The sequence below is a fragment of the Lactiplantibacillus dongliensis genome (assembly GCF_005405105.1).
GTDB lineage: Bacteria > Bacillota > Bacilli > Lactobacillales > Lactobacillaceae > Lactiplantibacillus > Lactiplantibacillus dongliensis.
This window is the reverse complement of record NZ_BJDK01000047.1, coordinates 1-24,901: the sequence shown is the minus strand read 5'-3', so window position 1 is coordinate 24,901 and position 24,901 is coordinate 1. Positions and strand designations below refer to the sequence as shown.

Below are 24,901 nucleotides of genomic sequence, written 5' to 3'. Positions count from 1 at the left end.
GGCACTGTCATGGTAAGACCTCAATTCGTTTTTACCAAGATTATACCTAAAAAAGATGTTTTCAAACAGACCCTAGTTAGATTAGGTTACCACACTGGTTGGCCCAGAATCGGCTGGAACGTGGTGGCCACGTTTTCGAGCCATAGTGCGGTCTCGAAAGCCGGGAAAACACCGACTAAATGAAACGACACCACTGAGCCAATTCTGGTCCGCCCGTTGTTAACTAACGGCTATTAAAAAATAACGATTGATTATTTTCAGTTCAATCATTTCGCTAAGCGGTTGGTTTCTAAAATGCTCAGTTGTGTCGTTGGCGTGCCAGCGTTTTAGGAACCAACCGGTAGGCGACAATTTCAACTAGCACCAAGCGTAAACGACAATTTTTCATCAGTAGGTAGCAACATTGACTAGCACCGAATAGATTAATCAGCCATTTTTCAGAATGCCAGCTTTAAGCCAACTAATGTGAAATTGCTAAAAAAGGTAGCTCGGAAGCCGTTACGGGTTTCGGAACTACCTTAGTCGCAATTACAAGATTTCGCGATTGTTAATGATTAGTTTGTTTAAATGTTTTTCAACGCGTTTATCAGCTGGTGGTAACTGCATATAATCACCATACATCCGGGTCAAAATGGCGTCATAAGCCTGCGGAATCTTGACGTGTAAGGATTCAAACGGAACCGTCTGTAATTCAGTTAGTTCAGTATAGCTGAGAATTTCCTTATCATAATCATATTGCGACGCGAGGTTTTTATAAGTCCGTGAATCGGAATGTTCGTATAGTCGCATATAATCTTCACGCTGTTGTTTGTGGTCATTAACTTCCGCCAATTGTTGCGGTGTCTTCTTGGTGATGAGGTTGCGCAACGGGGTCTTAACGAAGTTATAGTTGAGGCGCAACAAAATAGCCGCGTCTTCCAACTTATAGTGCATCATTTGTGACCGGCGTAAGTCAGTATCATCAGGAATTTTATCGAACGGAAAGATATCAACAAAGACGCCTTTGAAAGCATTGTTAACATTATTCTTTTCTTCGATATACGTGGTAGCATCCAGCAATTTCATATAACTGAGTCCGTAATCTGGGTCACTCGCACCAGTCTGTAAAAAGGTCTGGTTAGGGTCAAGATAGTGATTGGCAACGGTGATGAAGCGTTGGTATTCGGTGCGACGCATACCGATGTCGATGTCGTCATCCCACGGAATAAACCCGTGATGACGAATCGCACCTAGTAGCGAGCCGCCGATTAAAAAGTAATCGATATTTTCAGCGTCACAAATATTAATAACGCGTTGCATTAAGTTCAATTCAACTTGGTGCAAGGGGGTTAGTGGCATTCAAACATCTCCTCGTAAGCGGTTTAATCCATGTCTCAATCATACACGTTTTGGGATTGAAATGTTAGGCAGGATGCTTTACCAGAGGAATTAAACAAATTGTGTTGGTGAATCTGTGCAAATTGGTTAAAGGCGTGTTATATTTTAGAAAATAGCAAATATTGAGGATGGAACGATGGTGATGGTAATGACTAACAACGATACGGATTTAACGGATTTATTAAATAACTATTTTGAGGCCTATCAAAATGCAACGAAAATTATGGCGGACTTAGTGGCCTGGCCGTTAAGTCAGAATAAGCTTTCTTTTGAACAATTTTTAATTCTTCGCCGCATTGCAACGGCTGACGAAGTAACGCTGAATGATATTGCCGTTCAACGTAAAGTCACTCGAAGTGCCATTTCACGGCAAATCAAAGCATTGCTGTCACAGCACTATGTGTTTCAAGTGCCAGATCCAACTGATAGACGCAGGTTATATTTACATCTAACTGAGGGCGGCCAACGGGTCGAGGCCCAAGTCGACCAAGCAATTACCGAACATTTCGATGCCTGGGTCAAGCAGTTGGGTGTCCCACAGATTAATCAAGTACTTGAGATGATGCAGACGATTACCAATCAAGTCGCAAAGCTCGGGGAGCATAGCGATACCAGTCAATTGCATTATCATCATTAAAAAATCAGATGGGGCGGAAGCATTTTTCCAGCACCATCTGATTTTTTTAGTTTTTATGGAAGAAATTACAATAGACGCCCTCACAAGCTTCAAGAAACATACCGATTGCCATCAAATACATGGCAGCCATATTATGCATCGTGAAGACGAGAAACAGCAGGACCGCATATAGAATTAAAAAGAAAATAGCACTGAACTTGGAACTGGCCATTAGACTCACTCCCTCAAAAAAATGATTAAACTTAGTTTGTAATCACTTACATTGTAATACACGCTTGGCTAATTTAAAAATGAAAATAAAACTAATGATAATTAATTAGTGTTCGGATATTGTTTTTAATGATGAACAATGATAAGATAATTAATGTTAAAGACTAGCAAAACACGAACGTTTACAAATGTGCAATTTCTGCAATTATAATTTTTTGGAGGAAATCATGAATAAAATAGCGGCATATTTTAATTTTTCAGAACTCAAGACCAATGTCCGAACGGAAAGTTTGGCCGGACTCACCACGTTTGTTTCGATGGCCTATATCTTATTTGTTAATCCTAGCGTGTTAGGGGCTTCCGGGATGAGTAAAGGGGCCGTCTTTACTGCCACTGCGTTAGCGTCCGCATTAGGTTGTTTGTTAATGGGATTAGTTGCGAAATATCCGATTGCGATTGCGCCCGGATTAGGGGTCAACGCCTTCTTCACGTATTCCGTCGTTATTGGAATGGGTGTGAAGTGGGAAACGGCTTTAGCCGGCGTATTTGTGGCCTCAGTGATTTTCATGATTATCACGATCTTTAAGTTGCGTGAAATGATTATCGATGCGATTCCGCGTGATATGAAGTTGGCCATCTCAGCTGGGATTGGATTCTTTATCGCCTTTATCGGGTTGCATGGTGGTGGCTTGATTGTGGCCAACAAATCAACGGTGGTCGGCTTAGGCTCATTAAGCGTTGGCACAACTTGGTTAACTATTTTTGGGTTAATCGTCACTTTAATCTTGATGGCGCGTAAAGTTCCTGGTGGGATTTTCATCGGGATGGTCTTAACGTCAATCTTAGGTTTAGTGACTGGGTTAATTAAGATGCCAACCACTGTAGTGTCAGCGGCACCTTCATTAAAACCAACCTTTGGGGTCGCTTTATCACATATTGGTGATATTAATAGTTTACAATTAATTATTGTCGTCTTAACGTTCTTATTGGTCACGTTCTTTGATACTGCGGGGACGTTGGTGGGCTTGGCTGAACAAGCTGGGTTTATGAAAGACAACAAGATGCCTCGAGTTGGGAAAGCCTTAATGGCCGATTCAACGTCAATGTTAGTAGGTTCAGTCTTAGGGACGTCACCAACTTCCGCGTATGTTGAATCATCGGCTGGGATTGCTGTTGGTGGTCGCTCCGGTTTTAGTGCCGTGGTAACTGGGATCCTATTCATTTTCGGGTTATTCTTCTCACCATTACTGAACGTGGTCACTGACCAAGTTACGGCACCGGCTTTAATTATTGTCGGGGTCTTAATGGCGGAATCCTTGAAGCAAATTCACTGGGAACGTTTTGAAATTGCCGTTCCTGCTTTCTTGACAGTCATCGGGATGCCATTGACTTATAGTATCTCAGATGGGATTGCTTTAGGGTTTATCAGTTACGTGATTACGATGGTAGCCACTAAGCATGGCAAGGACGTTCATCCATTAATGTATGTGCTCTTCTTTATCTTTATTATCTTCCTCTGGATCTTAAACGTTTAACTTAAACTTAACGGGTCGCTTTGGCAATTGCCGAGGCGGCTTTTTTTAGGTTAAATTGCCGTTCCAGGGGGGATTAGAATGACAGGTTCAATCCAATTAGTATTAGGTATATTGATGCTTGGTGCTAGTTGGTTTAAATTGCCACTCTGGTTGGTCCAGAATCGGCTGGAACGTGGTGGCCGCGTTTTTGAGCCATAGTGCGGTCTCAAAAGCCGGGCTTTATCTAAGTCGGAAAATCACCGACTAAGATAAACGACACCACTGAGCCAATTCTGGCCCGCCCGGCGTTAACTGACAGAAATTAAAACTTGATTGTTTTCAGTTCGGTTGTTTAGCCGAGCGGTCATCTCGACTAATACCCAACGTATTAGATATAGTTGACTATCGCGACTACCTGGCGGAACGATGTTTTAGTCGTAATATTTAATCGCAAAAAAATGCCGCCAACCAAAAGTAGGTTAGCGGTATGAGCTAATTATTTGTTAAAGCTGCCGCCTTCAACGTCCTTGATAAATTGTTCCAAGTGGTCGAAGTAAACCGGGGCATTATCAATCATATGATGATGGCCACCGTTTGGCGTGGTAACTAAGCGTGAGTTTGGAATATCACGCGCCATGCGCCGAGCAGAATCGAGTGGCATGGTTTCATGTTCACCAAAGGTCAATAGTGTTGGCACTTTGATGTTGTGGATTTGATCCCGGATGTCCCATTCCTTGAGCTTACCAGTGATGACAAATTCATTATCACCTTGGAAGGCATTGTAAACTGGGGTTGCCATGGTGTTGATCAAATGTGAGATGGCCGTTGGTTGTTTGCGGTCCACATAGTTAGCGTTTAACACGTCAACGTATTTTTGATATTGAGGATCATCCCAATTGCCTTCAGCTTCTTTTTGTTTCATATAAGCAACGGCATCGGCTGGCAAACATTCTTCGCGGCATTTGTTGACGTTGACCACGTATTCGTCAATATTGTCGACCATGCTGGAAATGATAGCACCCTTTAAGTGTTGACCATACTTCAAGGCATAGAGCATGATTAAAGCGCCGCCCCATGATTGGCCGATTAAGTAGAATTTATCAATGCCTAACTTTTGACGGACTTCTTCAACTTCATCCAAGAAGTAGTCGTAAGTGAGATATTTCTTAGCAATTTCAGGGTCAGAATAGTCTGGTTGATCAGAGTACCATGAGCCTAATTGGTCATACATGGTGACTTGAACGCCTAAATCAGCTAACTTCTCGCCGAAATTTTCCCAATATTCATGATTGCCACCAGGGCCACCATGGAGACAGAGTAAATGAATGTCGCCTTCACCTTGGGTATTGGTCCATAAATGGTAACCGTTATCCAACGTAATGATCGTTGTGCCTTGTTTCAAAATGATCACCTAATTTCTTATATTTACTAACCATCATACCACTGTTAAAAATGGTTTGGCAATTACCGACAAACCGTGGTTTTGGTTACCTTTAGTGGCCTAGCCCGATTCAAATTAGATGCATATGTACGCTTGGTGCTAATTAAAGTTACCGCCTGCTGGTTGATTCCTAAAACGCTGGAACGCCATGGGTCATTTTGAAGCCCAGTCTTCAAAAATGACCTTGGCCTAAGTCCGAGCAAACCACTCGCACTAAGGCCAACGACACGGCTGAGCATTTTAGCAACCAACCGCTCGGCTAAATAACTGAATTTAAATCGTTATTTTTTAATTCCTGTTAGTTAGCGACGGGCGGGCCAGAATTGGCTCAGTGGTGTCGTTTATCTTAGTCGATGATTTTCCGACTTAGATAAAGCCCGGCTTTCGAGACCGTATTAAGGATCGAAAACGTGGCCACCACGTTCCAGCCGATTCTGGGCCAACCAGAGTGGCAAGCATACTAAATTAATAAATATAACAATTATTTTACTGGCTTTTATGAAAATGTAATATTACAAATGCTCGAATCAATTGCGGTCGGTTAACCGGTATGAAATAATGGGTTAACAAGTTTGAAAGTTAGGTGGATTCGACCGATGGCAACCCAGACAGAAGTTTTAAAGTTTTTGATGCAGACGGCACCGGATTATTATTCTGGTGATGATTTAGCCCAGCAGATTGGGGTTAGTCGCACCGCCATTTGGAAGGCAATTCAAAGTTTACAGGCGGCTGGTTATTCGATTGAAAGCCGGCATGGTCTTGGTTATCGCTATGTGGCCAATAATCAATTAAGTGCGCCAGTCATCATGGCAGGGTTAGCTGGTCCGGTCCAGCCTAAGTTGATTACGTTAGATCAGGTTGATTCAACGAACGCCTATCTTAAACGATTGGCCGTTACGGAACCGCTGACGGAGCCTACAGTCGTGGTAGCTGATACGCAAACGGGTGGTTATGGTCGTTTTGGGCGACCATTTTATTCACCCAGTTCGACCGGAGTGTATTTAAGTATCGGCTTGCCAATCAAGGCAGGTGCGCCGTTCGATCCGGGGTTGTTAACGACGGGGACAGCGGTCGCGGTCGCAAAGACGTTGGATCAATTGTTCGATGTAACGGTGGCACTTAAATGGGTCAATGATGTGTTAGTCAATCATCATAAGGTGGTTGGCATTTTGTCTGAGGCCACGACCGATTTAGAAAGTGGTCAGATTTCGACGGTTATCGTCGGGATTGGCATAAACTTGACGCTACCAACGGGTGACTTTCCCGTTGACTTAAAACAAAAGGCTGGGGCCGTGACCACTGAGTTAACAGTGACGCGTAACCAAGTAGTTAGTACGTTGTTATCTGAATTCTTTACCAGTTATCAAACTTATACAACTGGTGATTTCATGGCTGATTATCGCCGCTTGTCGATGGTGATTGGGCAACAAGTCGAGTTAAAGACGGGCGCCACCACGATTACCGGAGTGGTTAATGATATTGATGCCACCGGCGCGTTGGTGGTGCAATTGCCAACTGGCGAGGTCCAGCATTTAAGTTCTGGTGAAATTACCAAGGTCAATCTCCTAACGGGCGGTTACCGTGGATGAGTATAGGGGTTGTTCTGGCGTTATCGTGGGACAGCTACGAGGTTTCGTAAATATACCAAACAAACGGCGGGATTAATTATGAGTAACATGATCGTTATGACTGGTCAACGGTTTGCAGGTGCGTACTGGTTAGGTTTAATGATTGACGCAATACGGTGCACTACAATCACTATCGGGCGGTGACAGTCTTGATTTTAGTCATCATCAAGGTAGTCCTAGTCGTTGTAGTGATACTACCCGTTTAAAATGGTGATCACGTTGGTTGTGGCGGTAAAGTTGCGGGTCGCGAGTCGTTAAAAATTAAGGACTTTGGTGGTTAATAAGAATAACTAAAAAAGTTCGACAAATACTAGTCAAAGCGTTGATTGCCATATTATAGTAGAACTATTAAGATCGTTAGTTATGGATAGCTAATCACTGAAGTAACAATTCAAGGGGTAATGGGAAAATGAACGAAAATTTACAGGGCGTAAACATGAGCCGCACGATGTCGCGGATGAACCGACACCGCATGCGTCCGCGCCGGTATATCACCGGGTTCGATGGTATTCGGACGTTAGCGGTTTTGGGGGTCATTATTTATCATTTAATGCCCGCATCCTTACAAGGCGGTTATTTAGGGGTTCCGATTTTCTTCGTTGTATCGGGATACCTCATTACGGACATTTTATTACAAGAATGGGAAGGTCACGGGGCGATTCGCCTGTGGAATTTCTATGGTCGGCGATTGCGGCGGTTGTACCCGGCGTTAGTCACGATGTTACTAGGCACCACCACATATATTACCTTGTTTCAGCGATCATTATTGACCAATATTCGGGCCACAGTGGTGACTAACTTACTGTATGTGTATAACTGGTTTGAGATTGGGCACGGTCAGAGTTACTTCGATCGGTTCAACGGCGAATCGCCGTTTACCCATCTGTGGTCACTCTCGATCGAAGGGCAGTATTACCTATTCTGGCCATTGGTCGTCATTGGTTTAATGCTGATCTTGAAAGATCGGCATCGGATCTTCTTATTAATGATGTTGGTGGCAGTCATTTCGGCCGTCGCAATGGCACTTTTATATGATCCGGCGAATACGAACCGGGTTTATTATGGGACCGATACGCGGATGTTTGCGATTTTGATTGGTTCTGGGCTGGCCTTTGCCTGGCCATCGCGGCATCTGCCGGATACGTTAGCACCGGTTAATCGGTTGACGTTAGACCTTATTGGCGGCGGCTCGTTAATTGGGTTAGTCTGGATGTTTTTCAAGATGTCTGGTGAATCCAGCTTCACGTATCATGGTGGGATGTTCTTATTCACATTATTGTCAGGGGTGTTGGTGGCTACGGTCGCACATCCGGCCAGTCATATGAATCGGCTCTTGACCAATCCAGTCTTTACCTATATTGGCCAACGGAGTTACGGCATTTATTTGTACCAATTTCCAGTTATGATTTTCTATGAATCTCGCGTGCAAAATATTGGTGATCATCCTTTACTAAACAGTGTGATTGAAGTGGCGTTGATTATGGTGTTTACCGAATTAAGCTACCGGTTCATTGAAAATCCAATGCGGCACTACAATTACAGCCAAGTCTTCAGTGACTTGCGGACGTTTATGCGAGCCCCTAAGTTTAACAAAGTGACTGGTACGATTGCCGGCTTGGCTGCCGTGTTGTTCGTGGTTACCGCAGTTGGCTTTGTGCAACAACCTAGCAAAGCTTCTACGGCCCAAAAGACAGGATTACAAAAGACTTTAACCAAGAACTCTAAGTCAGTCAAGAAACAGAACGCCGCTGCCTTGAAACGGCAACAAGCCGCCGCCAAAGCTTCTTCCAAGCAGGTGGCCGCCGACAAGTTAAAGACAAAGCAAGCGTTAGCTAAGTTAAATACAAAACAAAAAGCGGTGGCAAAGTCGTATAATTTGAAGCCGCAAGTGGTCCTTGCAATGGGACAAACGAACTTGACTGCCATTGGTGATTCAGTCTTGTTGGATGTTTCCAATGACTTACAACGAGTCATCCCTGGGACTGTCATTCAAGGTAAAGTTGGACGGCAAGTCACCGACGTGCCAGTGATTATTAGCAGCTTGAAGGCACAAGGTCAATTGTCAACCAATGTCTTAGTGAACATTGGAACCAATGGGACAATTACTGATGCCCAAGCGGATCAAGTGGTTCATGCGATTGGTCCTGGCCACCAGATTTTCTGGGTGACGGCACACGTCCCAACACGCAGCTGGCAAAATCAAGTGAATACTCAGATTAACAAGACCGCGAAAAAGTATTCAAACGTCCATGTGGTTGATTGGTATCGCATGGCCCTAAAGCAAGGCAACTGGTTTGGTGATGATAATGTGCATCCGAATACGACCGGTAACAAGCATTTAACGGCTTTGATTGCTAATCGGATTGCCACTGTGAATGCGCCAAAAAGTAAAAAGTAAATACGTTTGGTGCTAGTTAAAATGGCCACCTGCCAGTTGGTTGCTGAAGTTGCAGCTTGAACTGTTCATAAAGTGATCAACCAGAGTGGCAACGTCATCCAACTAGTATTAAACGTAATAAGCATAAAAATGCGACCCTCAGATTTTGAGGATCGCATTTTTAATTATGCTTTAAAAGGTTTCATTGGAATATGCAGAGCGAGTTTGTTCAGTTGTAAAGAATACTGCAAGTCTTGATTGCCACGGACCGTCATCTTCATATCAGTCGCATAGATGACTAAGCCAATCTGATGTCCGGCTAATAAATGATGGAAGAGTGGCTGCAGATCAACGTTAAAGTCATAGAATTCGTTGGCGTGCAAAGCTTCGTTATGCCAAGGGTTGTGCCGATTTTGTAAGTTCAAATGACCCTTGGTAATCATCTTATAATTTGAAGCAGGTGCTAACTTGAAGTCTTTCAAGTCATCTTCACGCCAATGGTAGCCAAGGTCAAGCGCTTTACTGGCAATCATTTGGGGACTGACTGTTAAGCGTTGGGCCTTACCGAAATCAATCAGCATGAAGCTGAGCATCCCAAAGTTTTGGTTGACCGCAACGGAACCGGATAAATGCGGTTGGCCGACTAAGAGCTGGTCAGCTGGTGCTTGCCAGCTCTTAAATAAGAGGCGATGGTCATATAGTGGCCCGGTCTTGTCTTCGCGTAATAGGTCAGCTTGCCAGTCATCCAGATGTCGTTGATAATGGGCAAACAACTTATCAGGCAATTTGTCGGTAAAGTGGGCTGCCCGTTGGTCTACGGGATGATCAGCCGGCACGAGTTCTTTATATTGCACTTTAAAGTCTAAAGCTTGATCTGCATCCTGCCACCAATTGTCGTGGGCATGCCACGTTTGGGCCGTCGTGTTATCTTGAACCAAGACGTTAGGTAATAAGTCTTCGGCATGGTTCTTCAAGCCATAGAGTTCGTGACTTAGCCACATGTTCATCATGTCGGTAAAGTCGAGTGACTGTAAGTTATTAATGTAAATGTGTTGGCCTTGATGCAAAATCAGCTTTTTGGTGACGGGGACGTCTTGGAGCTTGTCCCATAAATGGGCAACGTTACGTGGCTTGACATTCCAGTCATTTAAGCCGTGAACCATTACGATATCAGCTTTGATTTTATCAACATTTTTCAGATAGTTCCGTTCATCCCAGAACTGATTGTAGCTACCCGTATCGCGGTCTTGACCAGTCGTGAGGGCGGCCAGCTTTTGATCAAATTTACCTTGAATCCGATGAGCATCGCCAGCTTTTAGGCTCCGTGAAAAGACTTCGGCGGCTAGAACATCCGTATCTTCACCTTGAAAGGTGTCGGGGGCTACGACTAAGCCGTTGTCGCGGTAGTAATCGTACCAACTGGAAATGGCAGCTTCCGAAATGATCGTCTTTAAACCGGCAACCCCAGTTGTGGCGGCGGCCGTAGCTAAAGTCCCTAAGTATGAGCGACCAGTCATGGCGACAGCGCCATTGGTCCACCAAGCGTCGATGGCTGTATCAGCATCACGATTGGTGAAGGCCGGTCGTTTACCAGTGAGCCATTCAATAATGGCAATGGTCGATGTGGTTTCGTCTTCATCCCCAGTTGGCGCTAAGCCATCAGAGTCGACTGACCCGATGCCGGCTGCATAGACGACCGCAAAGCCACGGGCTAAGAAATAGTCATTCAGGGTGTAAGACTGTTCACGGCCGAAGCTTTCTTCGGCGTGTTTAGTTGTCGCGTTGACCGGTCGTGCCGCGGGTAAGGACGTTGCTTTTGGTTGGGCTTCAACATCGGCATACGTTTTTTCATCAGGAGTCTTGGCGGTTAATGGCACATCGACATTGTGCATAGTGGCTTTACCGGCAACGTCATCGATACCTTGATTATAGGGACTCGCAGTGTATAGAACCGGCACCTTTAAGCCCGTTTCGGTTTCGGCAGGGCGTAAGATTTCAACTTTAAGTAAGTCGCGTTGACCATCGGCATCAGTATCTAATGGGGCTTCCACGTAGACCACATCACGGATTAAGTCATTAGTATTGAAGACTGCTTGCGCTTTACCATTAAAGAAGAGTGGCTTTTGGTCGTTCGGTAACTGGTAAAACGGCACAAAATAACCACGGGTCGTCAATAATTCGATTAACGTTTGGCCTTTGACACCACGAGTATTCAATAGTAAATACCACGCATAGTAGAGGGCTTCACGGTCAAAGGCACTGTCGGAGACCATAGGTAATTGAATGTCTCGCATCGCTAACAAGGGGTCAGCGAGGTCAAAGTCATGGCCGGGCAAGAAGCCGAGCAACTGGAGGCCAACGTTATAGAAGACTTGATTATTGACCACTGTGGCGGTTGTTAACCAATCGGCTAGTGTGAGTTGGCTGGTAGCCATGATATTAGCAAATTTATGCTTGAGTCCCGCGGCTGAATGAACTTCGGGGAAACTCTTTGATAGTAAGGCTTGGTAGACAGCGGGCACTGTTTTTAGGGCAGTCATGTCGTCGGTAATAAAGTGAATCTTAGTAAGCTCCGCAATAGCCGCTTCCGAATCGGTGGGCACAATTGCAAATTGATTATTTTTCATAGGAAAAAAGTCCTTTATTCATCTAGTTTTAATTCATATTATACGCCTATTAGCTGGTAGACCAATAGCTAAAGCTGACAGCGCTATCAAAATATGGGACAATGTGACTATTCTAAAGTAAAGGTTGGATGGCGCATGGGGGATTATCCTAGTTTATATACGACACAAGCAATTAATACGGACGGCCTACAGGGCAACACTTACGTTCCGGGCGGCTTAACGGTACCTGTCTCGAGCCCCTTGAGTGCAGCACCTGGAACCAATCCGGAGCAGTTGATTGGTTTGGCATTGAGTACTTGTTTAAACGCAACGTTAGAGTTGATCGAAAAAGAACAACGGGTTCCTCATCAGAGTACAGTAGTGACAACCGTTAAGCTGAGTCGTGACCAGCAAGGCTATCAGTTTTTGGTTGACGCAACCGTAACTATTCCAGAAGTTGACCAAGATACTGCCGTGGCATGGCTGAAGCTAGCGGAGGCCCGGTGTCCCGTTGCTAAATTGTTAGCAGGTAGTGCCAATGTGACGATTCATTTGTAAACTGACTTAACAGCGCTGTGCTTGGGAACGGTTAAAATTGCCGCCTACCGGTTATTTTCTAAAACAACCAGAGTGGCAACTTGATTCAACTACCACTACTGCCTCTCAATAGGTTAACCAATAGACAAAAAAACGACCAGCTGGCATTTTGTCAGTTGGTCGTTTTAGGCTAATGATGCATGAAGTGTTGGCAAAGATGGTGATGGATAAATGCTGGACAATGATGATGGGCGGGTTCAGTCTTGATCTTGGCCTTGACCGCTCCAACTTGTTCAACGGCAATTTGCTTAGTCTTTTCACGTTCGATTTTAAGCTTGAGATGTAGTTGGCGCGCTTGCCAAAAACCGTGAGCGGAGATAGCTACGGGAACGATGTTCAAGGCTAGCATTGCTGGAATTAACCATGGATTTTTTTGAAGTAAATCGTTCATTTCAGCATGGCGTTGATTGATGGCTTGATGGATTGCTTTTGGTGGTAACATTTAATCACGTCCCTTATGAGTTTGTACTCATCATACCTTAATTGGTAAGCGGTGTCATTTTTAGTGTGGCCTTGAATGTGTTTAGTTGATCAGATAGGACTGGGTTAAAATTAATTATGATCATGTTTAAAGCCGGAAATGTTAGGCTAATATGAATTGCAATGCTAAAATTAAATTGGCAACAATTTCTGTGTGCGATTGCTGGTGACGCGTCCTAAATATAGGAGGTGTTGCCAGTGGATGAGTATTTGCTTGGCAATTTAGTTAGGAGACGGGTCTTCAGTTTGTTCTTCATCAAGCTGAACGTCGCAAAAGCGTTGAGAGAATTTCGAAAATTAGCACATGACGTTCAGTTAGTATTGATTGTTGCCGTGGTCATCGCCATTGCAATTATCGGTACTGTCATCGTGCTAGGCGCGACTAATTAGAGATTCAGCCACAAAAAAGTCCGTTGTATGCAGCAACGGGCTTAAGTGGTTTAAAAGTTCCATTCTACAAAAACTTCTTAGGTCGCGTCACAACCAATACAAGCACGTAGCAAGCATTGATTGAAACCAAGAGTTAGCATGAGACCAATCATGCTAACTCTTTTGTGTTTGTACACAAACAACCTTACACACTGATTATACTTGATGATCATATTAAGTCAATTAAAACCAAGCCATCAAAAAACGGATCCAAGACATTGTCTTAGACCCGTTAATATAACTATTTTTGTTGATTCATCTTACTATGGCGAATCCCGTAGCTGAAGTAAATAATCAGTCCTAGAACGAACCAAATCAAGGAAGTGGCCCAAGTTTCTAAAGATAATTGGGTCATCATAAAGATACATAGTAAGCCGGAAATGATCGGCAGGTAAGGATAAAATGGCACGCGGAACCCCTTGATTTGATTTAACTTAGGGTTACGACGTAATAAGATAATCCCAAAGGAAACGAAGGTAAAGGCGATTAAAGTCCCAATATTAACTAAGTTAGCCAGTTGCCCAAGTGGAATTAAGCCACCGAGAATCGAAATCACAATTGTGACCGTCACCATCGCGTGTTTTGGGGTGTGGTTTTTGTCAATTTTACCTAAGAAGCTCGGTAACAAGCCATCGCGGCCAATGGAGTAGAGTAAGCGCGAACTACTATAAATCGTCGTGACCATCATCGTGAACATGCCGGCTAAGGCCCCAATGGAAACAATCCCCGCGATGAAGTTTTGGTGAACTAATTGCAAGGCAAACGTGACGGCATCATCAACGTTTAACAATTTGTAAGAAGTCATCCCAGTTAAAACCGCGGCAACCATAATATAGAAGATCGTACAAATAACCAACGTGCCGATAATCCCAATCGGCATATTGCGCTTGGCATTTTTGACTTCCGCGGCGGAACTGGAAACGGCATCGAATCCTAGGTAAGCGAAAAAGACGACTGCCGCGCCTTTGAAGATACCGTGGACGCCAAAGGGAGCAAATGGGGTCCAGTTGCTAGGTTTGACGTAAAATGAACCGACTAGCAGGAACATGATAATAATAGCTAATTTCAAGACCACAATAATATTATTTAGCCGGATCGAGGTTTTTAACCCTTCATCAATAATCCAAGCGATGAGACAAACGATGATAATCGCCACTAGATTGATATAAGTCCCGTGGGCGGGATCGAATGAACCGGTAATTGCTTTGGGTAATCTTAAGCCAAAGCCAGCAATAAATGAATTGAAGTACGCCGCCCAGCCAACCGAAACGGTGGCAACCGCTAAGACGTATTCCAAGACTAGCGCCCAACCGGTGATCCAACCGACCAATTCACCGTAAACAATGTTACCGTAGGAGTAAGCCGAGCCGGCGACTGGTAAGACAGATGGAAATTCGGCGTAACACATCGCGGCAACCGCACAAACAACGGCGGCAATCACGAATGATAAGATAATGCCGGGTCCGGCGGTCGTGGCCGCAACGGTCCCTGGTAAAATAAAAATCCCCGTCCCAATGACCGCACCGATGCCCAGGGCGATTAAGTCCACGGCCGATAACGTCCGTTCAAAATGTCCGTCCGCCTTTAAATAACGATCTAGATTTTCTTTTTGGAAAATCCGTTGACGAATCCCCATTAATAGTAGCCACCTTTTTTAGTTATTTTTAACAGTCACTTGTCACAAATCGACAAATTTACTTATATGCCATATCATACCGTGACTGATTATTAAAAGTCAATGAGAAACACAGAATAATTGTTAAAAGTCGCTTTTTCAGTTGATTTTATGCGCTTGATTTCAAGTTCCAATGGGGTTACAAGTGCGGGTAATTCTGATAAGATGATTATTAATTAAAGTCGATGGGCGTTTGAATCAGTATCAGAGTTATGCTTGGTGTTAGTTGAGATTGCCGCCTGCCGGTTGGTGCCTAAAATGCTGGAACGCTGTGGGCCATTTTGAAGCCGAGAGTGAGCGGTCTTCAAAACAGACCTTGGCCTAAGTCCGAGCAGACCACTCACACCAAGTGTACTGAAGTTTATACATAGTAGCCTTAAAAAATCAAGGGGGAATGTCGAGATGTCAGCGATGTTGGTGGCAGAAGATTTATCAGCAGTCGGGGGAATTTCGTTGAGTGCCGCCGTACCGGTGTTAACGGCAATGGACTATCAAGTAGCAGCTTTACCGACAAGCTTATTGTCGACGCATACGAGTGGCTATGGCACGCCGGCAATCGTAGATTTGTCTGTATGGTTGCCACAGGTGTTTAAGCATTGGACGACCGCACAGTTGGACTTTCAGCAGGCGTTAATTGGGTACGTTGGTTCGGTGGCCTTGTGTCAACTATTAACGGATTATTTAACCAAGCAGTCATTAGAACTCTTGGTGGTCGATCCGGTGTTAGGGGATTTAGGGCGATTATATGATGGTTTTGATGCGGCTTATGTGGCCGCTATGCGCCAGTTGATTAAACCGGCCGATGTCATTTTGCCTAACGTGACAGAAGCGTGTCTATTGACCGGGACGCCTTATCAGTCACAACCGGAACTGATGACGTTATTGCAACAATTGCAACAGCAGTTAAAGCCGGGAGCCCAAGCAATTATTACGGATGTCACCCAGGATGACCAGATTGGCTGTGCTTGGCTGGCAAATGGTCAGGTCCAGTTCAGCGGTCAACGACGCTTACCTGGTCATTATAATGGTACCGGTGATACCTTAGCTGCGGTGCTAGTAGGTTTGCTAGGTCGTGGTTATCCGCTGGAACGCAGCATTCGGTTAGCCAATCAAATGCTGAATCAAGCAGTTGCGGCCACTTTAGCGCAGCATCGCACCAGTGAACGGCAAGGGATTGCGCTTAGCGGTCTCTTGCGAGAAATTTTAGCGTTAGATCAAGCTTGAAATGTTATACTAAATGTTAGTTTAATCAGATTTGGGAGGATTTTGTTCATGAGTACAGAAGTAGCCAGCGGTGCCGTTGTTTACCAACAAAAAGACGGCCATCCCGCTTATTTACTATTACAAAGTGCCACCAGTGATTTCTGGGGATTTCCGAAAGGTCATTTGGAAGGCGACGAAACTTTAGTTGAAACGGCTAAACGTGAGATCAAAGAAGAAACCCAACTCGATGTCCAGGTCGATACGAGCTTTAAAACGTATACGGAGTACGGGTTACCCAATGGCAATCTAAAACAAGTGACGTTATTTGTCAGTGAAGTGCCAACCGGTGTGGCCGTAACCCGGCAAAAGGCCGAAATCAGTGCCGTTGGTTGGTTTGATTACGCCGCCGCCCGCGAACGGTTGACGTATGATAATTTGAAGCGGATGTTGGATGAGGCTAATGCGTATATTACGAAGTAGAGTGTGAGGCCCAACGGGTTGCGCCTGAGCATTGCCTAGTACTTAGCATTACTCGGTGGTCTTCCGAGTGGTGCTAAGTGCGTAGCAAACGGAGGGGGCAGTTGGGCCGAGCACGTTTCGGCAAATATCACCATAAACGCAAAAAAATTACCGGCCCGTCGCATAAACGGTACCGGTAATTTTAAACTACCAAGTGAATCATTATCTTATTTTTTTAGGTAAACAGTAACGATTTTTAGGCTTGCGTCTTTAAGTTTGCGACTGCATCTTCGATTGTGACGCCTTCAGCGCGCAATTCGGGATGAAGTTTGTCAGTCGCTACAAATAATTGCCGTTTCGTGTCGAGCACGATATTGAACCAGCTGTTAGTTGTTTGAAATTTCATATGACAAGACTCCTCTCTGAAAATTGTTCGGTCTTGCTACGAGATGCTTACAATCATCTATGAACCTTACAATTCATTTACTATACGCTGTTCGTTGATATAAAGCAAATGAAAAGCCTTACAACTTTGTGAAAATTTAAGCTAATTTAGGAGAATTTAAGATGACGACGCCAAGAGTTTTTGTAGTAACGGGTCCGACTGGCAGTGGGAAGACGACGGTTTGCCGTTACCTATTAGACCAGTTCAAGATGCCACAAGTGATCACCCATACGACCCGCGCTCCCCGAGCTGGGGAAGTTAATAATGTCGATTATTATTTTGAAACGCCGACGAGTTTTGCGACTAAGCATTATTTGGAACATGTCACTTACAGTGGCAATCAATACGGTTCTTCACGGGAAGGCTTGCAGGCGGCTTGGGAGAAAGCCCCATTAATCAGCATTGTGCTCGACACAGCTGGCGCAGTGACTTATGCGCAAGAACTGGGCGACCAAGCGGTGGTGATCTATCTGGAAGTGACCCAACAAGACGCATTGATTGCTCGGTTAACGAAGCGGGGCGATGAGGCTAGTCGGATCCAAAAACGAGTGGCCAGTAAAGAATATGAACGTGACCAACAATTACCAGCCGGGCTAGTTGGTCATGCCCACGTGATCGTTAACGATGATTGGGAACAGACCAAGACTGAGTTGCAGGCGTTGGTCGCTCGGTATCAAGCCGAGTAATATCTTTTATCAGTGGATTATGCTAAACTAAATAGTAATGATTACGCTTGTTGATTAGCGTAAGTTGGATTTTAAGAATGGGGGCCCCACCAACATGGACGCAACATTGGAACAGGCGGTTAAGGTCTTGCGGCGTAACCAATTAAAGATTACCAAGCAACGCCAAGCCCTGTTAGACTATTTAGTGACTTATCAACATCATTACGTGGCTATTTCGGCAGTTGATGACCATATGCGGACGTTGTTCGCTGGAATGAGTCATAATACCATTTATCGCAATATTAAAGAATTTGAAACGCTGGGTTTATTAGAGTTGAAGGCGGAAGCCAATCAAACGTTAGTTAAGTATCAATGTGACTTTAAGCATCAGCACCATCATCACTTTGTTTGTTCGAATTGTGGTCGGGTGATGGAATTGCAAGAATGCCCACTTGATGACTACGTGGCACAGTTACCCGGTTGTACGATTACGGGTCATCGGATTGAAATTTACGGTTTGTGTGCCGACTGTACCGCCAAACAACAATTGGCGACTAAATAAGCTGACTACGGGTCGGCTTTTTTTCGTGGTCTAATGGTGATGGCTGACTCAGCTGAGTGAAGCGTAAAGAGTTTATTAATTTCGAGAATAATTAATGCACTTTTAATGGTTCCATGGTTAAATAGAAGTTCGAGATAAAGCAGAACGGATAATTGACTCAGAAGGGAATGACATCGATGGCTTATCGGACACCGCCATTTATTTCACCATTTGCAATTGTATCGATTGTATTAGCACTAGGCGCTACGAACGTGGTGGTCAACAAAACGACCAAAACGGTTAATGGCGCGCCAGCTAGTTCCAGTGTGGTTCAACCGTCAACGGCAAGTGGGAGTAGTAGTGACAAAAATAAACCGGACGATAAAAGCAGCAGTTCGGATAGTAGTAAAGATAAAAGTAGTAGTGACTCATCTAGTGATGACAGTTCGTCAGATAGCAGTTCTGATGATAGCACGAGCAGTTCTAGTGATGACACGACGGAAGCAAGTTCGTCATCAGCTAAGAAGAATAGTACGACAGCACAATCCAATGCTAAGAAGACGTCCAGTTCGACCGCTGATGAAACGAATGATGACGATACGACGGATGAAAGCTCTTCTTCTGCCGCTAAGAAACATTCCAGTACGACTGAAAGCTCGACTGATACCACAACGGACGATACGACGACAGATAGTGGGGCGAATGATTAATGTTTAGTATTCTAGATATGATTAACCACGCGCTCGGTTATGTTAACGTCAATGTTAAGATTAAAAATCAGATTTATACCTTACTAGGGGCAGCTGGTAACTGTTACCTTGGTTATGTGGCGATTCGCTTGATGCAAAATGGTAGCTGGTTGCGCGGAATTATCTATATGTTAGTTTTCCTAGTAATCATTTACTTTTTAGTCTTAAATATTATTTATTATTTCACCAATCGACAGGCAAAGTTTGACTTGTCACCCAAAATTGAAAAGTTATTAGGTGGTAAGCCGAAAGAAGCCATCGAAGCTGAGAATCAAAGCCGGGTTGGTCAAAACCAGAATCAGCCTTACATTCCAGCTAACGGGATCTTTAATGGTCAAGAGCTACTACCAGCTGCGGTGAAGACGTCGTATGCGGAACAACATAATATCCATCAGATTGTCGACCAACTGCAAGCCGCTAATATTGTGCGGCTGAATTATGGTGGGATGAGTGATGCGGCGATTATGACGCAAGTTCGCGCCACTGGTGAACCAGTCAAGGCGATTGGACAGGGGATTCAAATTCCGTATTCACAATTGAAATTAGAAAACCATAAACTAGTGATTTACGCTGGTATCAACCAGATTGATCAATTACCAGTCGGTCACATCACCCGTGTCGGTTTGACTGATGTCCATGATGCGCATGAAGATTATAAGTTGTACTTGGCGTCAACGTTGGTTACCGGTGGTATGGAAAAAATCGCAGGTCGAACATCGACGATTGAACAGCCGGGAGATTATCAGATTTCGGCACAAGTCGCGTTTGAGAACAGAGTATAGAGTGTGAGGGCCGACGGGTTGCACCTGAGCATTGCCTAGCTAGTCGATGATACCGGTGAACTTTCCGGTATGATCGACTGGCGTAGCAAGCGGAAGGGGCAGTCGGACCGAGCACGTTTCAGCTAATCAATAAAACAAAAAGCCCCACTAATCAGAACTCATTGTTGAGTTCCGGTTAGTGGGGCTTTAATTTACCCTAAAAATCTAAAGGACATCCAAAATTGCCAGCGGTGTGGCTAACCGATAAGTGGTTTGTTGATGGTCAGCGTTGGGGTCCATTCCCCAAACAGCCAACCCAAAGTCAACGCCAGCTGCCGCGGCGGTTTGTTCGTCACTCAGCGAGTCGCCAACGAATAACGCCTCACTGGGATGAACCCCAACTTTTTCTAAGGCGGTTAATAATGGGAGCGGATCGGGCTTAATCTTGTCAGTATCATCGGCGCCAATCACCACATTCATGCGGTCCATAATCGGATAGTCGCGCATGCCGGCTTCGATCTCGTTGCGTCGCTGTGAGGTCACAATGCCCACTTTGAGATCAGCTGGTAATTGTTCAAAGACTGTGGTCATACCGTCATAGAGGGTAATATCTGAAAAATGGTCGGCCATTACAGCTTCATAACGAGCCTGAAAGTGGTCAAATTGGTCGGCGGCAATCCCCAAGTGGGCCATCGCTTGTTCAGCGGCCATTGGAAAAGTGGTTTGGGCGTCAGCGTCAGTAAATGATTTGCCATATTCGGCTAAAACAATCCGCATCACGCGGGCGTACGCTGGTTGGCTGTTAGTCAAAGTACCATCGATATCGAACATTAAAGCACGGTAAGTCATGGGTCATCTTCCTTTCGGTCAAATCTTAAGTATCAGTTGCTTGATTGGGGTGTTTGAGTAGCTTTGTTGTCCGGTTTCGTTAACCAGTAAGTTCTAAGACAGATGTGTGTTCTAGCACATTGAATTTAATATAGAAGCAGGCAACAATTTTAATGCCTGTTTAACGCCGGGCGGGCCAGAATTGGCTCAATGGTGTCGTTTATCTTTGCCGGTGATTTTCCGGCTTAGATAAAGCCCGGCTTGGAAGACCGTTCTATGGCTTCCAAACGCGGCCACCACGTTCCAGCCGATTCTGGCCCAACCAGAGTGGCAATCAACACAACCCAATCAATTCCAGTATGTAAGACTAGTATATCAAATTAAGCGTTGACAGCTAGAATTTGAATTGTTATAGTTGGATTAACAATTGATGAGGAGCTAATGATATGTCATTACCGTTAAATCAAAAAACTCAAACTAGTTTTTACTTTTGGTATTTTCGCTAGTGTTTGTGCCAGCTACTTTGGTGCAAACACGGATCCGATGTTTGCATCGATGCGGCTTGCCAAAAGCTTTTTGTGATTCAACGGCGCCCATGGATGTTTTGAAAATTCCAAGGGTGGCTAATTAGAAGCATTTTTTTCAACTAGCGCATTTCTTGGAATTTTCTGAGAAGTGCGCTTTTTATTAGCCATTTACAAAACAGCCCGCAACCCCAAACCAACCAAAAAAACTTGGAGGAATCAATATGCCAATTGATAGTACAACTTTAGTGCAACATATGAATGACCGTTTAAGTGAAATCCAACCATCCGATATTTTAGCGTTCAATGCTGAAATCGCCAATATTCCTGGAATCGTGCGTTTAACATTAGGCGAACCAGACTTCAATACTCCTGAACATGTTAAGCAAGCCGCCATTGACAGCATTAACAACAATGAAAGTCACTACGCCCCATCAAACGGGACCCCCGCTTTACGGCAAGCGGCAGCGAACTTCTTGGCCAAAAAGTATGGTGTTAACTACGACCCTGATAATGAAGTCATTATTACGGCTGGTGCGACTGGCGGGATTTACACGGCGTTGAGTTCGATTTTGAATCCTGGCGATGAAGTCTTGATTCCAACACCAATCTTCCCATTGTACATCGCGATTGCGAAGTTAGCCGGTGCCACCCCAGTCTTTATGGATACATCTGCGAATGGGTTCGTCCTCTCCCCAGAACAATTAAAGCAAGCTTTGGCCGATCATCCCAAGGCTAAAGCGGTAGTCTTGAACTTTCCATCGAACCCAACCGGGGTGACTTACCGGGCGGCGGATCTGAAAGCTCTAGCAGCAGTATTGGCTGACAAACCCATCTTTGTGCTTTCTGATGAAATCTACAGTGAATTGACTTATGGCGAGACCCATGTTTCAATCGCCTCATACTTGCCAGAACAAACGATTTTACTGAATGGGGTCTCTAAGTCCCACGCGATGACGGGCTGGAGAATTGGAATCATGTGTGCCCCCAAAGCAATTACGGCGCAATTGGGTAAGATTCATCAATTTACGGTCACGACAACGACCGCTAATGCGCAAGCCGCGGCGACGGAAGCATTGAGCAAGGGGATGGATGATGCCCAAACGATGAAGCAGGAATACCAAGCTCGGCGTGACTACTTATATGAAGCCTTGAATAAGCTTGGCTTCAAATCCGCTAAGCCAGAAGGGGCCTTCTACTTATTCAGCAAGATTCCAGCTGGCCTGCCACAAGATAGCATGGCATTCTGTCGTGAATTGGCCCATGAAGCACGCGTTGCTTTGATTCCCGGCAGCTCATTTGGCCCTGGTGGTGAAGGTTACGTTCGGATTAGTTATGCCGCTTCGATGGATAGCCTTAAGACGGCGGTTGAACGGATTGCAACTTACGTGGCAAGCAAAGCGGAGGTTAAATAATGACAAAAATTTTAATGTTCAGTGTCCGTGATGATGAAGAAGCGGCCATTACGGATTGGGCTGCTAAAAATGACGTGCAAGTTGATACCAATGATTTAGAGTTTCACCCAGAAACGGCTCATTTGGCGAAAGGCTACGACGGCTTAGTCATTCAACAACGGAGTGCCATTGGTGATGATCCCAAGGTCTACCAACAATTGGCTGACTATGGTCTGAAACAATTAACTAGTCGGACCGCGGGGGTGGATACGATTGACTTAGCTGCTGCCAAAGCGGCGGGGTTAACGGTGACCAACGTGCCAGCCTATTCACCGAACTCAGTTGCTGAAATGGCTGTCACGCAGACAATGCGGCTGATTCGAAACTTGGAGCTTTTTGACCAGCGGATTAATCAACAAGACTTCCGCTGGGCTGGTCTACAAGCGCGTGAAATCCGCTCATTAACTGTCGGCATTATTGGTGCTGGCCGGATTGGCGGTACCGTGGCGCATTTATTCCATGGCTTAGGTGCTAAAGTGATCGCTTATGATGTGAAAAAGCGGCCTGAATTAGAGGATGTCTTGACGTATGTCGACACGAAAGAGGACCTATTGCGGCAAGCTGACGTCGTAACTTTACATGTTGACTTGAACCCGACATCGCAAGCGTTGATCGATGGCCCAGCCTTGAAGTTAATGAAGTCTGATGCGTTCATTATTAATGCGTCCCGTGGTCCTGTCATTGTGACGGAAGCATTAGTTGCGGCCTTAAAAGCTGGTGAAATCGCGGGGGCTGCTCTAGATACGGTCGAAGGCGAAGCGGCCTTATTCAACCAAGACCATTCTGGTGAACCTTTGCAAAATGACTTAGTAGCGCAATTGATGCAAATGCCGAATGTCATTATCACACCACACGTTGGTTTTTACACCAACTTAGCGGTTAAGAACATGGTCGACATTAGCTTGGACGATGTATTAACGGTTATCAACGGCGGTTCAACTGATCACGCCTTCTAGAAATGGATATTTAGATTAGTTGTTGCTCTGGTTAGTATACCAACTGAAGCGGCAAGCAAACCTCAAAACAGCGCGTTACCAATTTCGATTGGCAACGCGCTGTTTTTGAGGTTAAAGGGTTTCAAATAAATGATGATAATCCGTAATAGTTTGATCAATCTTAACTCCAGCGGGCATGGCGGGGATCGCCTCTTCGGGTGCATGGACTAAGACGGTCTGTGCGGCCTTCGCATTATTAGCGGCTTGAATTCCAGACGGGGAATCTTCCAGAATCATGCTGGTTGCGGGGACCCCGCCAATGTGCTTTAGTGCTTGCAAATACATATCCGGCGCTGGCTTACCAGGTAAGCTGTCATCGTTAATCACCACTTGGTCAAAGTCGAACCAGTGACTGAGATTCAAGTGTTCAAAGAAAAACTCAACGTTCTTTAGTTGTGAGGCTGTCGCGATATTCACCTGCACGCCAGCGTCATGACACTGATCTAAAAAGGCGGGTAAGCCGGGAGCTAAATGAAAAATTTCGGGTTGTTCTAGACAGATTTGACGATATAAAGCTTCTTTTTCGTCAGCTAAGGCAGCAACTTTGTCAGCGGGGAGCGGTTGGTCGACAAATAAGTCAAACGTGTATTGATTGTTACGGCCCGCGATGTCGTTGAAAAATTCCGCCTCCGTCATTTGATGGTTAAAGGTTTGTTTGAGCATTTGGCCCCAAGCTTGGCGTTGGAGTGCCGTATCGAAAAACATGGTGCCGTTGAAATCAAAAGCAATCGTTTTAATCATAATTAAAAATTCCTTCCATTACTGTTATCGGTTACAAAAACTAGTGTACCGCTAAACGCTTGGATTGACTAACCAGCCGTTATCTAACAGTAATAATACCGGAGAACTTCGCAGTGGGTTAGTTGACGGGATGAATCTAGCGGAAACTAAAAAAATGCTGGAAATTTTTTAGTTAGACTACTTTTTAAGTGCCAGCAGTCAGTAGGCTAAGCGTATCAACTGAAAGAAAGCGGGGATGCCTTATTGGTTTGGAACAGCTTAATAATGGGACACAAAAAATAATTTTTTAAAATTAAAATTAGATGAGAAAACGATCGGTAACATCCTGGAAAAAACGGGGTAATTCGTTATTTTTTTGATACAAATAACGAATATTAAGCTTTAAATTCGCAATTTTGTTCAACTAAGCTTTTGATTTAAGCTATTTTAAACGAAAAATTCATCATTAATTAGGACTATTTTAGTTATTATGAACAATAATAACCTTGATTTATGCCTTTAGGCCGAGTTGAGCTCGCAAAGCGTGCGAAACAAAAAACCACCCGCTATGCGGGCGGAAGGCAAT

General features: G+C 44.7%; 23 protein-coding genes. 14 read left to right on the top strand and 9 right to left on the bottom strand.

Annotated elements, in window-relative coordinates; translation table 11 throughout:
• Positions 1 to 528: 528 nt before the first annotated feature.
• Positions 529 to 1,338: a LicD family protein gene (locus FFM80_RS13500; protein ID WP_137641276.1), complete on the bottom strand. Its 810-nt coding sequence runs from the start codon at positions 1,336 to 1,338 to the stop codon at positions 529 to 531.
• A 175-nt stretch (positions 1,339 to 1,513) separates the two neighbouring features.
• Here FFM80_RS13500 and FFM80_RS13495 point away from each other — a divergent pair, with 175 nt between their 5' ends.
• The gene (locus FFM80_RS13495; RefSeq protein ID WP_223877372.1) at positions 1,514 to 2,014 is read left to right on the top strand and encodes a MarR family winged helix-turn-helix transcriptional regulator; all 501 of its coding nucleotides are present in this window, start codon (positions 1,514 to 1,516) and stop codon (positions 2,012 to 2,014) included.
• A 46-nt stretch (positions 2,015 to 2,060) separates the two neighbouring features.
• Here FFM80_RS13495 and FFM80_RS13490 read toward each other — a convergent pair whose 3' ends face one another.
• Complete coding sequence (locus FFM80_RS13490; RefSeq protein ID WP_137641275.1) at positions 2,061 to 2,225, bottom strand: hypothetical protein; 165 nt, start codon at positions 2,223 to 2,225, stop codon at positions 2,061 to 2,063.
• Between the two features lie 226 nt (positions 2,226 to 2,451).
• Here FFM80_RS13490 and FFM80_RS13485 point away from each other — a divergent pair, with 226 nt between their 5' ends.
• Positions 2,452 to 3,759, top strand: coding sequence for an NCS2 family permease (locus FFM80_RS13485; protein ID WP_137641274.1), 1,308 nt, complete (start codon positions 2,452 to 2,454; stop codon positions 3,757 to 3,759).
• Positions 3,760 to 4,234: 475 nt separating this feature from the next.
• On the opposite strand, the gene FFM80_RS13480 is transcribed toward FFM80_RS13485, so the two are convergent.
• A complete protein-coding gene (locus tag FFM80_RS13480; protein ID WP_137641273.1) occupies positions 4,235 to 5,140 on the bottom strand; it encodes a proline-specific peptidase family protein in 906 nt (301 codons plus the stop codon).
• 635 nt (positions 5,141 to 5,775) lie between these two features.
• Between FFM80_RS13480 and FFM80_RS13475 the strand changes: the two genes are divergently transcribed.
• Together FFM80_RS13475 and FFM80_RS13470 are read left to right on the top strand one after the other, a co-directional pair.
• Positions 5,776 to 6,768: a biotin--[acetyl-CoA-carboxylase] ligase gene (locus FFM80_RS13475; protein ID WP_137641272.1), complete on the top strand. Its 993-nt coding sequence runs from the start codon at positions 5,776 to 5,778 to the stop codon at positions 6,766 to 6,768.
• A gap of 448 nt (positions 6,769 to 7,216) precedes the next feature.
• Positions 7,217 to 9,205, top strand: coding sequence for an acyltransferase family protein (locus FFM80_RS13470; RefSeq protein ID WP_137641271.1), 1,989 nt, complete (start codon positions 7,217 to 7,219; stop codon positions 9,203 to 9,205).
• Positions 9,206 to 9,369: 164 nt separating this feature from the next.
• On the opposite strand, the gene FFM80_RS13465 is transcribed toward FFM80_RS13470, so the two are convergent.
• The gene (locus tag FFM80_RS13465; RefSeq protein WP_137641270.1) at positions 9,370 to 11,811 is read right to left on the bottom strand and encodes a Xaa-Pro dipeptidyl-peptidase; all 2,442 of its coding nucleotides are present in this window, start codon (positions 11,809 to 11,811) and stop codon (positions 9,370 to 9,372) included.
• Positions 11,812 to 11,946: 135 nt separating this feature from the next.
• Between FFM80_RS13465 and FFM80_RS13460 the strand changes: the two genes are divergently transcribed.
• Positions 11,947 to 12,348: an OsmC family protein gene (locus tag FFM80_RS13460; RefSeq protein ID WP_137641269.1), complete on the top strand. Its 402-nt coding sequence runs from the start codon at positions 11,947 to 11,949 to the stop codon at positions 12,346 to 12,348.
• 169 nt (positions 12,349 to 12,517) lie between these two features.
• Here FFM80_RS13460 and FFM80_RS13455 read toward each other — a convergent pair whose 3' ends face one another.
• Positions 12,518 to 12,829, bottom strand: a complete 312-nt coding sequence (locus FFM80_RS13455) for a transposase (protein WP_137641268.1) — start codon at positions 12,827 to 12,829, stop codon at positions 12,518 to 12,520.
• A gap of 236 nt (positions 12,830 to 13,065) precedes the next feature.
• On the opposite strand from FFM80_RS13455, the gene FFM80_RS13450 reads away from it, so the two are divergent.
• Complete coding sequence (locus FFM80_RS13450; protein ID WP_137641267.1) at positions 13,066 to 13,257, top strand: hypothetical protein; 192 nt, start codon at positions 13,066 to 13,068, stop codon at positions 13,255 to 13,257.
• Between the two features lie 280 nt (positions 13,258 to 13,537).
• Here FFM80_RS13450 and FFM80_RS13445 read toward each other — a convergent pair whose 3' ends face one another.
• Positions 13,538 to 14,932 (bottom strand): amino acid permease, encoded by a 1,395-nt coding sequence (locus FFM80_RS13445; RefSeq protein WP_137641266.1) that lies wholly within the window; start codon positions 14,930 to 14,932, stop codon positions 13,538 to 13,540.
• A 441-nt stretch (positions 14,933 to 15,373) separates the two neighbouring features.
• On the opposite strand from FFM80_RS13445, the gene FFM80_RS13440 reads away from it, so the two are divergent.
• Positions 15,374 to 16,195 (top strand): PfkB family carbohydrate kinase, encoded by an 822-nt coding sequence (locus tag FFM80_RS13440; RefSeq protein WP_137641265.1) that lies wholly within the window; start codon positions 15,374 to 15,376, stop codon positions 16,193 to 16,195.
• 48 nt (positions 16,196 to 16,243) lie between these two features.
• A complete protein-coding gene (locus FFM80_RS13435) occupies positions 16,244 to 16,654 on the top strand; it encodes a bis(5'-nucleosyl)-tetraphosphatase (RefSeq protein ID WP_137635976.1) in 411 nt (136 codons plus the stop codon).
• Between the two features lie 235 nt (positions 16,655 to 16,889).
• Here the strand turns inward: FFM80_RS13435 and FFM80_RS13430 are convergent, their stop codons facing one another.
• The gene (locus FFM80_RS13430) at positions 16,890 to 17,039 is read right to left on the bottom strand and encodes a hypothetical protein (RefSeq protein WP_137635975.1); all 150 of its coding nucleotides are present in this window, start codon (positions 17,037 to 17,039) and stop codon (positions 16,890 to 16,892) included.
• A gap of 161 nt (positions 17,040 to 17,200) precedes the next feature.
• On the opposite strand from FFM80_RS13430, the gene FFM80_RS13425 reads away from it, so the two are divergent.
• The 4 genes from FFM80_RS13425 (at position 17,201) to FFM80_RS13410 (ending at position 19,815) form a co-directional block, all read left to right on the top strand.
• A complete protein-coding gene (locus FFM80_RS13425) occupies positions 17,201 to 17,764 on the top strand; it encodes a guanylate kinase (protein ID WP_137641264.1) in 564 nt (187 codons plus the stop codon).
• A gap of 94 nt (positions 17,765 to 17,858) precedes the next feature.
• Positions 17,859 to 18,305, top strand: coding sequence for a Fur family transcriptional regulator (locus tag FFM80_RS13420; protein ID WP_137635973.1), 447 nt, complete (start codon positions 17,859 to 17,861; stop codon positions 18,303 to 18,305).
• A 176-nt stretch (positions 18,306 to 18,481) separates the two neighbouring features.
• Entirely contained in the window at positions 18,482 to 18,994 is a 513-nt protein-coding gene (locus FFM80_RS13415) for a hypothetical protein (RefSeq protein WP_137641277.1), read from the top strand.
• Positions 18,994 to 19,815 carry a DUF6681 family protein gene (locus FFM80_RS13410; protein ID WP_137641263.1) on the top strand — a complete coding sequence of 274 codons (822 nt, stop codon included), beginning with the start codon at positions 18,994 to 18,996 and terminating at the stop codon, positions 19,813 to 19,815. Before FFM80_RS13415 ends, FFM80_RS13410 begins: the two co-directional genes overlap by 1 nt.
• Positions 19,816 to 20,019: 204 nt before the next feature.
• Here the strand turns inward: FFM80_RS13410 and FFM80_RS13405 are convergent, their stop codons facing one another.
• On the bottom strand, positions 20,020 to 20,643 hold the full coding sequence (locus FFM80_RS13405) for an HAD family hydrolase (protein ID WP_137641262.1): 624 nt from the start codon (positions 20,641 to 20,643) through the stop codon (positions 20,020 to 20,022).
• A 727-nt stretch (positions 20,644 to 21,370) separates the two neighbouring features.
• Between FFM80_RS13405 and FFM80_RS13400 the strand changes: the two genes are divergently transcribed.
• On the top strand, positions 21,371 to 22,561 hold the full coding sequence (locus FFM80_RS13400) for an aminotransferase class I/II-fold pyridoxal phosphate-dependent enzyme (RefSeq protein WP_137641261.1): 1,191 nt from the start codon (positions 21,371 to 21,373) through the stop codon (positions 22,559 to 22,561).
• Positions 22,561 to 23,556 carry a D-2-hydroxyacid dehydrogenase gene (locus tag FFM80_RS13395; RefSeq protein WP_137641260.1) on the top strand — a complete coding sequence of 332 codons (996 nt, stop codon included), beginning with the start codon at positions 22,561 to 22,563 and terminating at the stop codon, positions 23,554 to 23,556. The genes FFM80_RS13400 and FFM80_RS13395 overlap by 1 nt, the downstream gene beginning before the upstream one ends.
• A gap of 111 nt (positions 23,557 to 23,667) precedes the next feature.
• On the opposite strand, the gene FFM80_RS13390 is transcribed toward FFM80_RS13395, so the two are convergent.
• Positions 23,668 to 24,336: an HAD family hydrolase gene (locus tag FFM80_RS13390; protein WP_137641259.1), complete on the bottom strand. Its 669-nt coding sequence runs from the start codon at positions 24,334 to 24,336 to the stop codon at positions 23,668 to 23,670.
• Between the last annotated feature and the right edge of the window lie 565 nt (positions 24,337 to 24,901).